Raw genomic sequence first — 12765 nt, 5'->3', positions numbered from 1 at the left:
ATTTCCCTTATTTCCCCGCTTCGATTCTAACAGTATCGGCAGCTTTTTGAACATCACGCATGATTTGTTTAGGTGTTTTATCTCCATTTAACATCATTTGTGCTCCTGTTAAATAGGCATCTGCAATACGCGCATCAATACTCATGTCAAACCATGGGGCCATTTCCTTGGCGTTCAATATACTTTGAACCGCTTCCAGCTGTTCCGGGGAAGAATTATTTTCATTTACTGTACCTTCAACTGCACTATACTTGCCCACATCAGTGACTAGTTTCTCTCCCATCTGTTGAGTGGTTAAAAACTTTAAAAACTCCATCGCCTCTTTAGGATGCTTTGTCTTGGAAGAAATCATAAAGCCCTCAGGAGATCCCGTTAGATTCGTTTGATTACCCTTTCCGCCTTCCACCTCAGGGAAGTTAAACATTCCAAGTTCAAACTTAGTGGGTCCAAACAGCTTGATTTCTGCCGTTTCTGCATAAAACATAGGTGCTTTGCCATTTGAAAATTGCTGCCTAGCATATTCGTGATCTATTGAATTCGTATTCTCATTAAAATAAGGTAACAACTCTTGGAATTTTTCAAGCGCTTTTATGTAGTCGTCATCCTTGAATTTTCCGGTTTTTCGATTATAATCCATTGTCAGCACTTCCGGTCTAACAAGGCGTTGATTCAACGTGCCCAAATAATGTGAAATTGTCCAAGTATCTTGACTGCCGAATTGAAGGGCTGTGTAGTTATTCTTTTTTAACACTTTTAACACGTCAATTAATTCATTCCAGGTTTTAGGTGGGTTTATGTTCATTTTTTCGAAGACATCCTTGTTATAGAAAAACATTTTTCCATCCATTGTTACAGGGACACCATACACCTTATTATTAAATGTATACGGTTTGACTTGGGATGGAACGAGTTGAGAAGACCATTCCGGATCGTTTTCATAATAAGAAGTTAAATCCAAAGCTTTATTCCCTCGCACAAACTGACTGGCAAATTCATCACTCCATGAGAAATAAACATCAGGTGGATTATTTGTACCAGTCATTACTTTAATTTTGTCTTTATACGAATCGTTTAGCACTGCTTCGGTTTTAATATTGATATCGGGGTTTTGTTTTTCAAATTCTTTTACAACTTCATTAAAGTAAGTTTTTTCCGGTTCTTTTGGCCACCTATGGAAAAATGTTATGGTTGTTTTTCCAACATCTGATTCTGAAGATGTTTTTTCACCAGAACATCCCCCTAGCATTAAAGATAAACTTAAAAATGATGCGATTATAAGTTTTGTTTTTCTCATGAATACCCTCCTTTTTATAAATGCTTTTATCATCAGGAAATTATACTATAATGTTATAAAACATTATAGTATAATTCGTAAATAAAATATACAGAATATTAAGTTTTCTCTAGCTATTAGTATTCTACTTTCCACATATAACGCCTTTTGCTTAAAGGATGATTACGCGCTTCCGCTAATTCTTCTGCATATTGGCGCAATACACGATTTAAGATAAGCGGTGCAATATATCCTTTTACTTCTTCATCGATACCATCAAGATCATACTTTTTTGCATCTAGCACCGTTAGCTTTTTGCCATAACGCTGAGAAAAGGATAACGCTCTTTCTTCTAATGGTCTTGTTTCATCCAATCCCAATAGAATGATAAACGGTACATTTTCGTCAATAATTTCGAATGGTCCATGAAAGTACTCGCCAGCATGAATGGCATGTGAGTGTATCCATTGCATTTCCATTAAGATACAAATACTAAAAGAATAGGCTGTCCCGTAGTTGGAACCGCTAGCCATTGTATAGATAACAGGTTCTTTTGCATGAGATTGCGCAAATAATCTTGCATTAGAAGCTTCTTGCACCAGGGCTTTTTCATACACTGGCTGTAAATTCTCTAAACTTGATACTAGTTTTCCAAACTTTTCATTGTTTTCCGCTATATGAAGTACACCAAAAACTAGCTGATATAAAACACTCAGGTTTGTATCAAAGGCGTTTACACCGTTACCCCATTCATATTTAATGAAAAGATCCGCATTTTGGGCTAATGGTGATCCTGTTTCGTTCGTTAATGCCACTGTAAACGCACCTTTACTTTTTGCAAACTTAGCCGCTTCTGCCGTTTCGGGAGTTGTTCCAGACATAGAGCATAAAATTACTAAGGATTCCTTCCCTAATTGTTGTGGATTACGATGTATAAACTCATTTGAACTATATAGATCGGAAGTTATATTTTCAGCTTCACGATCCAGTATATACTTAGCTGAATACATGATGGCAGAAGATCCCCCGCATGCTACAAAATAAATATTGTTAATTTTCCTACCCTTTAATTGATCCAATACTGTTTTTACATTACTTTTTACATTAATAACCGATTTACTCATTTTCCCACTCCTTTAATATTTGATATACAACATTATGTAATGTTATATATTGTTATATTAAATCATGAGCTTTCTTTCGTCAATGTATTTGTCAGAATATTTTACTTATTACTTTTCCTTGAGTCAGTCAGCCACTATATCTCAGTTCTTTTCCCATCAAGCTTTTCATTTGTTTAGAGATGTACTGAACGTCCACTTAATCATCCAATGTGATACACTTCTTACTTTTTTCTGATTTTCCCAACCATTAATAATAACAATGGCAGAATAAAACAAATCGTTAAGGATAATGGTGTCCAAGCTGTAGCCATAAAGTTTTGATAATGCACGATATCGGGATGCGAAAAGATGGTAAAAGTGAAAATTAGAAAAGCTAATGGGAATAGAAGGATTTTGTAATTTTTTAATCCTAGCAATTGAGCTATTCCTAAAGCGAGTCCATAAAAGCATATGGTCAACTTAAAATACTCTGTAAAAACCCAAATGAAGGCCACGATGACCTCGACCCTTTCAAAAAAATTACCGATGCTTATCCTCATCCCCAATTTATAAGAAGGATAGGTCAATCTCGCTGTATTTTCAGCACCCAATACGAGGATACTGAAAATGATCACTAAGAAAAGAGCGCCGCCACCTAAAATAGTCCCTAAATAAAAGTTTTTCTTCACATTAGCCTTTTCGTTTACAAATGGAGTGATCATTAAAAAGAAAACAAGCTGAACATAAGGCAATGCTAAAGAGTGATATGATCCCCTCAATATCGGTTTCATGCCTTCTTCAAATATAGGTTGCAAATTTTCGATTTTGATATCCGGGATAAGAAATACGAATAATATGAAAAGAAGCAGTACAAGCCAAGGAAAAAAGATTAATGCAGTCCGGCAGATAACTTCCAATCCTAGCCGTGCACCAAATAAGCTTGTTAATATAAACAAGATCATGATCATTTCCATAGGTGTCTCAACCAGAACCTGTGTTGAAAAAAAATTCCCAATTTCACTAAGTAACGCTGAAGAAAGGTAATATAAATATAATAGGAATAGGATCGCAGAGAGCTTCCCAATCCATTTCCCAAATATTTTTTCATTAACTTCTATATAAGTCATGGATGGGTAAAGTGATCCGAGCCGGGTAAATAAGAAAACGAAACATAAACCGATGAGAGTAGCTAAGATATAGGCAATCCAGCCATCCTGTTTCGCTAAAGAGACAAGTACGGAAGGTAAAGTAAGTATCGCTCCTCCTATGGTGAATATGATGACCATTATAAGAAATTCACCAGAGCTGATTTTTCCTTTTTCGAGCATATTCGATACCTCCCTAGGATAAAATGCGATCCATGAAATGAGCGAGTGGACTATATATTTTCGTTATCCAATCTATAGGAGTGGGTATGGTAATATCCTTGATAATTAAAATACTCAACGTCATGCCAACTAAAAGCAATGAAATGAAAATGACCATTTCCTTCCAGTATTTCTTTTTGATAAGGGGCGGTATTTCAAAAAATGAAATAATAGCTCCAGTACACACTGTTCCAATAATTGCCCACATTGATCTTTACTCCTCGATTTCTTTTTGGAAGGATTCTGATATGGTGCCTAAATTGCGAATCTTTGCTTCAACGGTTACATTTACGTCCAAATTTGCGAATTCCTGATCCCAATTTCCTTCTAAACGTTTCCATGCTTTAGGGTCGGTTCTATGAATTTCTTCACCAAAACCGAAGATGTCACTTTGATACTTCTCTTGAAGCGTCTTTATCGATCCTTCTATTTTATCTTTAACGTCTTTTGCGTATCTTTTATTCAATTCTTCGATTTTTTCGGGTTTGGTTAAATCGATTGTGCATTCTACTTCACCTATGCTCCCTTCTGACGTGACATTTATATCAATTTTCGGATTTCCTTTTTCCATTTCCCCCTTGATTTTCGTTTTTGAACTAGTCGTGTTGACCGTAATTTGCTCACCTTCACATGGAATATTTACCGCAGTGGACTTCACATGATCTGTAATGTAACTAACACCTTTACTGTCGTTCCTGTTTAACCAGCCGACAAGTTTATCCTTCTTGAATACTCCAAGATAATCCAAGCGCAAGCCGGACTTCGGAGAAATATCTTGTGCATTCGTAACATTGCTTCCTGATTCGGGATCACCATAAACGATAATGCCCGTTAGCATGGCCTGTCTGCCTTTGCTGACGATACTGCTGACCAGCTCATCCAAGGTGACCGTCCTTGTCGGCGCCCATCTTCTCTCTGAATTTTCCAAGGAGTCAAAAACTTTATTTGCCGGTATTTTTTCAAGAGCCGTTTGCACATTAAGCGTCTCATAAGCAGTTGCCCCCTTCGCAACGGTCATATAGAAATCAGAACGCAACTCCTTTTGCCGGGAAAGGACATCCAGAGGTTTTGCAATTCCTGCCCTGGCCATTTCTTCACCAAAGACAATTTCACGAAGATGTGCGACATATAACCTCCTTGGTACATCAGTTGATAGGCTTCTAAGGGCTTCAAAAATGGTTTTTCCACTCTTCCTGAAGGTTACAACTTCCGTGCGGCCAGATCGGGCATCACCTGCCAGCTCACTCGAATTTAGAACTTGGACGGTTACAAGATACCCATCTTCCGTTTTATCAATTCCCATGGCAGTAACGATGGCAAGTTCGTTCAACTCAATGCTGCTCCAACAGCCGGATAAACAAATTATAGGTAACATTAAAAATAGCTTTAGCATTTTTTTCATCGTAAACCCTCATAATCTCATCAATTTATCTAGGTGGTTTAGGAGAACTTACTTCTCCTCTGTCTGTATCATTTTTACTGATCAAACGAGGCCGCTTTAATAATGACCAATGCGGCATGCGAATGATGTTGTCTTTTTGATCTTGTAAAATGAATGGTGCATTTGGAGCTAAATAGGGTAAACCAAAAGATCGTATGCTACTTAAATGCAGGACCATCACGATCAGCCCCAAAATGATCCCATATAACCCAAATGTAGCGGCAAGGATCATAAACAAGAATCGAAGCATCCGAAAAGCCATGGCCATACTATTGGCTGGGAACACAAAGCTGCAGATGGCTGTTAAGGACACGATGATAACCATTGTTGCTGAAACGAACCCTGCTTCGACAGCAGCCTGTCCAATAACTAATGCACCTACGATGGAAATGGATGAACCGATTGCCCTAGGCATCCTCACACCTGCCTCACGCAAGATTTCAAATACTACCTCCATCAGCATCGCCTCTACAAAAGCTGGAAAAGGAACACCCTCTCGCTGTGAGGCTAGACTAATGAGTAAAGGAGTAGGAAGCATTTCTTGATGAAAGGTTGAGACAGCAATATAAAGTGAAGGTGTAAGCAAAGCAAGGAAAAAGGATAAGTACCGTAATACTCGAATTAATGTTGCAATGTCTGCCCGTTGATAATAGTCTTCACTGGACTGGAAAAAATGCACCATCAGTGCTGGAACGATAAGGACAAACGGAGTTCCATCAATCAGTATCGCAATCCTTCCTTCTAAAATAGCAGCGGATACAGCATCAGGACGTTCCGTATTATAAACGGTTGGAAAAGGAGTGTATACTTCATCCTGAATAAGCTCTTCAATGTAACCACTTTCAAGAATCGCATCTATATTGATCCGATTTAACCGGCTTTGCAATTCTGAAACCGTTTTATCATCGGCAACACCTTTTAAATACATAATCGCTACGTCTGTTTGCGTTTTTTCTCCAATCTGTTTTGTTTCAAGCCATAGGTTAGGATCTTTTATTCTCCGTCGTATTAAAGCGGTATTTGTTCGCAGCGTTTCAGTGAAGCCATCCTTTGGTCCTCTTACTACCGTTTGGGAGGAAGGTTCCTGAACTCCGCGATCGGCCCAATCTCTTGATCCGAGTGCCATTCCTTTTGGGGAGCCGTCCATCAATAACATCGTGTCTCCCGATAAAACATGGTTAAAAAGCTTTTGAAAATCATTTATTTCCACTATTCCCCCAACAGGAAGAATATGTGATTTTATCATTTCAAAACAGTCAGTGTGATTAAGGACCGCTACGTCCAACTCCGAATTCCGTATTTCAACCATCAAAGTGTCGAGGATGAAGTCTTGGATGGAAGCTGAATCCGTTAATCCATCTGTATAAACGACGCCTAATTTAATTTGCCCATTTTTACCTGCTTGAAAATCCCTTATAACTATATCTGAACTATTTCCTACCATTTTCTTAATATGATCTAAATTAAATTGAAGGTCAGAAGAGATAAGTTTTGTTTCATGTTTTTTTGAGTCTTTATTTCGGTTTTGGGCTTGAACCGGTTTTTGGTTTTGATTTTTAGTTTTGCTGGAGTTTGGATTTTTGCTTTGCTTTAGGTCTGCTTCTTGTTTTTTACTTTTCACTGATTGTTTATCTTCAATTAATTTCCTCAATGGGATAGGAACTCGAGATTTCAATGCTAACCCCCTCATAACCAAAAGCCTGTTAAAATTATGTTTTCACCCTGGCTGCAATTATATCCAGCTAAGTAAAATATATTGCAATTAATTTTCAAGAGTAAAATTCAATGAAAGGTTGCTGAAGATGCCTCGGATATGAACCTTTTGGGACCTGCTTTTTCTACAAATTAAATGACATTAGCCACTTCCTCCATCCTTTCAAACTCGGTAACAACCTCTCTTTTGGAGTCAATACAGTAGGTATAACATCCAACCCTCGATACAGGCTTTTTCCGATGAAACTGCCTTAAGGCAATTTTTTATATTACTTGTCTTTTATTACTCTTCAACTTTCTTGCCTCTAGCGACAGTTTCCTCATCTAACCGTTTATAGGCATCCTGAAGCACAACTAATCAAATTTATTGGAAGTAATGTTCAAGTATCCTATGAGTAAATGCATAGATTGCCAATATTCGCATAATCTATCAACATTTTCGTGAGGGAACGATTTTAATTTTTGCTTATTGGATCAAAGTGGAATGAAATGGGATGGTTTTAGGGGCACGTAAAAAGATAAATGAAGAAAAACCCTGCAGAGATTTCTCTCCACAGAGTTTCAATATGCTTTCAACTAATTTTTTGTGTAGGCACCTTGCCTTTGAATAGGCGAATGGCGACGGACTATATATGGTAACAAACCACGAATTCAAGATTCCAATGTAATATATTCAGCCCCCTGGTCTTTTGCCCAATTATGTATATAATTTAGCAGATTATATCCAAGGCCACTAGGACGATGATTTACATCAGTAACCAAATCGTGCACATAAACATAGCGTTCATTATATGAATCTTCACGCCAGCTAATGCCCGCTAAAGCTACGATGCTCGTATCATGATATAAAGCAAATAACTTTTTCCCCTCCTTACGCATATCATTTAATAATTCTAGATATTCCTTAAAAGTCAAATCAGTACGCAACTGACTTAATATGGGATAAGCCTGTAAAAATTGATGTTCTACAGTTAACTCTACTATATTTTCCACTGGTATTTTCATAGTTATATTCCCCTAACTTTTTTAAGTTTAATGGCTTCGCCTTCCCTTTATGAATCCAGATTAACTTTCTGACATATAACCAAGGCAAATTAAACACCAAATTAATGTTTTTTCAATAATTGTGTGTCTAACGGTTTCCCTTTTTTCTCCTTTCTCCATATTTATTAAATATACACACATAGATATACACATAAATAATATGCAAGAATCGCGCCAACTCAAAGCTAATACAAATCGTTATTTTGTTGTATTTTTACCTTAATTAACGGAACAAAGCAGGCTAATCAGAAAACCTCACCAAATGATGATTTGATGAAAAATATTAGGTATCAGTTAAATCAAATATTCAGTTCCTAAACATTATGATGTGGGGGAATTTAAATACTTTCTCTTGGAGCATTAGGAGAAGCTACATAATGGAAGTGGGACAAGTAAAATTATTCTGCCATGTTTTTTTCCGTTATTCACCCATCAGTCGTTTATAAATTATTTTCCTATGTGTTTGACAATTAAATATTTTGTCTCGGATTTGAGAAATACCATACACACTTTAGATAAGGAGGTTTACACTTATTTAAAAATACAGGTTGTTTATTTTCGATTTTGATTCCGGAATAAGAAATAGGCTCTTTTCGTAAAGATTTGTTGTTTTTAAAACAAAACGATTTAAGGTTGATTGGAGCGGAAGAGCGAGCATCTGGAGGGGAAATCAACCACACCGCACTACTTGGTAACTAGCAACAAAGTATACGAAAACAGCCAAGAAATAAGAACAATACAAAAAGCAGCAACATTTAGCCCAAATAGTGAAATGGGAATGGATTTCCGAAGAAAAGCCTGACGATTCAAAATTAATTTCCGTGTGAATAGCTTGAACATGAATAGCCAAAACTATGGAGTATTAAGAAGGAATGAACAAACATAAAGGTGAAAAATAATGCCTGGTTATTTTACATAATCCTTCTCCTTTAGCTGGTTTTGCAAAGCAGGATGCGTCGCTTGCTGCATTATTTGGGACAGGAATCGCATTAATTTTTGTATGGTTCTACATCAGGGTTGGAAATTTATATCCTGGTATCCCATTAGATCAAATAAATGAAAAGGTTTCGGTAAGTTAGTAGGAAAGATGATCAATTTCACATTTTTTATTTGGTCTTTTACAACTGCTGCCGAGACTATTTACTATGCAGGGAATTTCATTGAAACTTTTTGGATGCCCGATACTCCACTTGCAGCATTAAATATATTGTTAGCTGCAGTTGTGATCTTTACAGTTCGACTTGATATTGAAACTTTTACACGCACGTTGGAAATATTATTCATACCTGTATTAATATTACTGACTATTTTTTTTGTATCGATTATTCCTCAAGCCAATATCCAAAACATTCAATTTAAAAACACCATTAATAAGAACCATGGCAGCCAACAATGATGATAACCAAAACGATTAAAAGAACAACATAAAAATATTCCAGAAGTCCGAAATTGTCGGGGTTAATGAATATTTACGAATGAGGTGAGTATATTGAAACATAAAATAATCATCATTTTAAGTCTGGTTTTTATAGCATTCATGACTGGCTTACTCATCTTTTACCTCATAAAAGATGATTCTTCCCGATGGATGGTAGCCCTTGGGGGAATATTTGTAAGTGCCTTGCCCATTTTATTACTGTTTGTTAAAAATAATCCTTTTAACATTCCAATCATAATCGGTTACTATGTTTTTATTTTCTGTACGACATTTTTAGGGTCAATCGCGAATTTTTATGTAGATTTTAAATGGTGGGACTCTGGCCTTCACTTCTACAAAGGCATTTTCGTGTCTTTTGTTGGAATTGCTCTTTATAAACAATTCATTCCTCAAAAAGCGAGAAAAGATGTTTCAAGGTGGATCACCTTTCTTTTTGTTCTCTCACTTTCAGTCATTGCCACAGTTCTTTGGGAAATATATGAGTTCGTAGGAGATCTCACTTTTACTCATACCATGCAGCGAGGCGGTAACAAAGACACCATGTACGATATAATTTTCGGTCTTACGGGCGGGCTGCTTATCTCCATTTATTCTATTGTACAAAAATCAAAATTATAATTTATAGAGGTATTCATATGAATCGTAAACTAGTTATTTCATTAAGTTCAGTGTATGTACTTTTCATGGCAGCTTTATCTATTTTTTACTATACAGACGATGAAACTTTCAAGTCACTCGTTTCGATAGGCGGTGTGGTATGTGGAGCAATCCCCCTTTTATTGGCCCTATTTACCAAGCTTCAATTCAATCTGCCAATTATCATCTCCTATTTAATCTTCTTATTCGCTTCACAATATTTAGGATCTATTTTAGGCTGGTATGGACTGGGATGGTGGGATACACTCTTACATTTACTAAGCGGTTCCCTTCTAGCTTTTACGGGAATTGCTTTATATGAACGATTGGTATACAGAAATGCAGGCAAAGAGATATCCCCTTGGTTTGTCTTTTTGTTTACCCTCTCCTTCTCAGCACTTGGTGGTGTCATTTGGGAGATTTACGAATTTAGTTCTGATCAATTATTCGGAATGACACTGCAAGGAGGAGGAAATAAAGATACAATGATAGATTTAATCGCAGATACTATTGGAGGTCTTATCATTGCAGTGTGGGCCGGAGTGCGGACAACGATTAAGTTAAAGAAAACATAAAAAAAATTTCAGTTGATTGAAGAAATCCGCTCCCTTCCGCCGACTGTCTGCCATGCCTCCTCCGAGGCAAAGGTCTCCGAGGTCTCGGCTAGCCAGTTATTCTGCAGGTGTTTCGCAAATTTCTTCAATCTAAAGAGGGTTTCATCCGTATAAACAAAGTTGATTGCGGGAAAAGCGAATGCATGGAGACAACGTTCATTGTACAAACCATAAAAAGACTGTAGACAAACTCGATTTTCATCAAGTTTGTCTACAGTCTGAAGCGACCCTCATATCGATGGTCGTTTTTATGTTCATTTAAATATGATGGAAATTATTTTATCCGTCGTCATCGCACTATCTACGACATACGTTCCAGGTCGTAATCCGTTGGCCTTGCCTTTCTTTTCAACCGCGTCGAAAAAATCATTGGCATTTTTAATGACTTTTGCCTTTTGCAGGTTTTTCCCCACATCGATGCTTGTCGAGCCTTTAGACACAGTAAGAACTGTACGGTATATGATTTTTTCTGATGGTTCTTTTACCGTTTCTTTTTCCGCTTCCGCTTTATCTTTAACCGACTGTGCTTCAGCAATTTGATCTTCCCATTCTTTTTCGGAATGGATGACATACCCTTCTGCAGCCAGAGACTCTTTCATTTCATCTTCTGATGGTTTCTCTGATGTGCCGGTCGCTTCTCCTGGACCAAAGAAGTACACTGCACCGCATAAGCCTGCTGCAACAACAAGGCCTCCGGCAAAGCTGCGCATTGATTTAGATGTCATTGGCCACATTTCTCCTTTCATTCTTCGTTTTTATGTAAGGAGTAAGCATGCTTTCAATTTCTTCTTCCGGCTGTTTTGTCTTCAGTGCGATGCTTTCAAATGAATAGCCTCGCTTATGTAGGTCGAGTACTTCACGCAACAAGTTTCGCTTTTCGGAAGACATTGCCAGAACGCCTGCCTCTTGCACCGTAATTTCAGCATCTATCTCGATGTTCCTGATTTTTTCCTGTAATACATTCATTTCATCTCCAAAAGTGATAGCAAGCTGTTCCAATTGACTGTCCACTTTTGCAGAATCCTTTTTAATAAACGATAAAATGAACAGTAATACTGCTGCAGCAAACAAAATGATCAGAGCCCATTCCATCATTTTATGTCCCTCCTTAATCTTTGAATCTAATATCTCGCTTTCTAATTATATATTGATTTGTTCCAAAACTCGATTTAAAAGTACTAAATACCACAATAGTCACGTATTTATGACAAAAAAAGGCGCGACAAATCCAACCATTACTATTAATAATCAAAAAACGAAAAATGCGGCTTCCATTTGAGGACTATTTTACCATAATCCATTCATTATTAATAGCATTGTTAGTGTATGAAGGCAACATACTGCCAGAACGCTGTCTAACTGGGATTTCAAACGTATAAATGGCATTCTTATTCACATCACTGCTTGTCCTTTTCCCTTTAATAGAGTCCAAGGGTTATATTAAATGACAAACACGTTTCCAAACGATAAGATATATATTAAGGTTCCTTTTCCTGTTTCATTGAATAGGTACGATTTTTCAGTGCCATTTTTGAACAATATTAAGGAGGATACAATGAATATTAAAATAAATAATATACCCAGTTTCATGCAGGCCGAAATCGAACAACTTCAATCAAAATTATCCCCCTTGTTGAAGAAAAATATGAAATACGGTTTTTTTTCGACGGTGATGATAGGCTTTTCCATCATTAATCTTTTTTTCCTTTTATTTAAGAACGAATCTTTACCCATCTCGAAAATCGCACTTGGTATTTATGCTTTGGTGGGAGCTGTAGGGTTTGCCTTATTAAAAGAAAACAAACATAACCAAAAAGAAATAGTGAAGATGAGTCAAAAATATATGTTGGATAGAATCAAAAAAAGCAGCTATTTAACAGATGCCAGAAAAAGTAATTACTTTAAAAGAGTAAACGAGCATCCGCTTACTGCCATGAATGTTTTTTTTGAGTTTCTTGCTGAAGAACAACAATGGAAGAACAATTCCTCACACCCGGAATAATATCGGTTGAAATAAGCAAAAAACTCAGCACTAAAAAACAACTCAACCAGTGTGATCCTAAACTGCCGGACCACACTGGTTGGTTGCTTAGGCTATTAAATTCAAAAATTCTCTGTTTCACGTTTCTTTATTAA

The 12765-nt window shown here is 36.9% G+C and carries 12 protein-coding genes and 1 pseudogene; 4 read left to right on the top strand and 9 right to left on the bottom strand.

Features of this window, described 5'->3' with window-relative positions; genetic code table 11:
• Nucleotides 1-7: 7 nt before the first annotated feature.
• The 7 genes from MPH60_RS07135 to MPH60_RS07105 all read right to left on the bottom strand — a co-directional run bounded on the left by MPH60_RS07135 (nt 8) and on the right by MPH60_RS07105 (nt 7902).
• Nucleotides 8-1294 (bottom strand): ABC transporter substrate-binding protein, encoded by a 1287-nt coding sequence (locus tag MPH60_RS07135; protein WP_241590253.1) that lies wholly within the window; start codon nt 1292-1294, stop codon nt 8-10.
• A gap of 116 nt (nt 1295-1410) precedes the next feature.
• Nucleotides 1411-2397, bottom strand: a complete 987-nt coding sequence (locus MPH60_RS07130) for an SIS domain-containing protein (RefSeq protein ID WP_241590252.1) — start codon at nt 2395-2397, stop codon at nt 1411-1413.
• Nucleotides 2398-2618: 221 nt separating this feature from the next.
• On the bottom strand, nt 2619-3704 hold the full coding sequence (locus tag MPH60_RS07125) for a GerAB/ArcD/ProY family transporter (RefSeq protein ID WP_241590251.1): 1086 nt from the start codon (nt 3702-3704) through the stop codon (nt 2619-2621).
• Nucleotides 3705-3717: 13 nt separating this feature from the next.
• Nucleotides 3718-3951 (bottom strand): hypothetical protein, encoded by a 234-nt coding sequence (locus tag MPH60_RS07120; RefSeq protein WP_241590250.1) that lies wholly within the window; start codon nt 3949-3951, stop codon nt 3718-3720.
• A gap of 6 nt (nt 3952-3957) precedes the next feature.
• Entirely contained in the window at nt 3958-5145 is a 1188-nt protein-coding gene (locus MPH60_RS07115) for a Ger(x)C family spore germination protein (protein WP_241590249.1), read from the bottom strand.
• 25 nt (nt 5146-5170) lie between these two features.
• A complete protein-coding gene (locus MPH60_RS07110; RefSeq protein ID WP_241590248.1) occupies nt 5171-6859 on the bottom strand; it encodes a spore germination protein in 1689 nt (562 codons plus the stop codon).
• A 689-nt stretch (nt 6860-7548) separates the two neighbouring features.
• Complete coding sequence (locus tag MPH60_RS07105; RefSeq protein WP_241590247.1) at nt 7549-7902, bottom strand: GNAT family N-acetyltransferase; 354 nt, start codon at nt 7900-7902, stop codon at nt 7549-7551.
• Between the two features lie 1111 nt (nt 7903-9013).
• Here MPH60_RS07105 and MPH60_RS07100 point away from each other — a divergent pair.
• From MPH60_RS07100 to MPH60_RS07090, 3 genes and pseudogenes are all read left to right on the top strand, one after another.
• Nucleotides 9014-9337, top strand: a pseudogene (locus MPH60_RS07100) (GerAB/ArcD/ProY family transporter); the annotation flags it as partial.
• A 93-nt stretch (nt 9338-9430) separates the two neighbouring features.
• A complete protein-coding gene (locus MPH60_RS07095; protein ID WP_241590245.1) occupies nt 9431-9997 on the top strand; it encodes a membrane-spanning protein in 567 nt (188 codons plus the stop codon).
• Between the two features lie 17 nt (nt 9998-10014).
• Complete coding sequence (locus MPH60_RS07090) at nt 10015-10590, top strand: hypothetical protein (protein ID WP_241590244.1); 576 nt, start codon at nt 10015-10017, stop codon at nt 10588-10590.
• Nucleotides 10591-10883: 293 nt separating this feature from the next.
• Here the strand turns inward: MPH60_RS07090 and MPH60_RS07085 are convergent, their stop codons facing one another.
• Nucleotides 10884-11354: a hypothetical protein gene (locus MPH60_RS07085; RefSeq protein ID WP_241590243.1), complete on the bottom strand. Its 471-nt coding sequence runs from the start codon at nt 11352-11354 to the stop codon at nt 10884-10886.
• The gene (locus MPH60_RS07080; protein WP_241590242.1) at nt 11344-11724 is read right to left on the bottom strand and encodes a hypothetical protein; all 381 of its coding nucleotides are present in this window, start codon (nt 11722-11724) and stop codon (nt 11344-11346) included. The genes MPH60_RS07085 and MPH60_RS07080 overlap by 11 nt, the downstream gene beginning before the upstream one ends.
• A gap of 460 nt (nt 11725-12184) precedes the next feature.
• Between MPH60_RS07080 and MPH60_RS07075 the strand changes: the two genes are divergently transcribed.
• On the top strand, nt 12185-12631 hold the full coding sequence (locus MPH60_RS07075; RefSeq protein ID WP_241590241.1) for a DUF5392 family protein: 447 nt from the start codon (nt 12185-12187) through the stop codon (nt 12629-12631).
• The last annotated feature ends 134 nt before the right edge of the window (nt 12632-12765 follow it).

This window comes from Peribacillus sp. Aquil_B1 (assembly GCF_022603275.1).
Taxonomy (GTDB): Bacteria; Bacillota; Bacilli; order Bacillales; family DSM-1321; genus Peribacillus.
The sequence above is the reverse complement of the archived record's forward strand: the minus strand, read 5'-3'. Positions and strand labels throughout refer to the sequence as shown.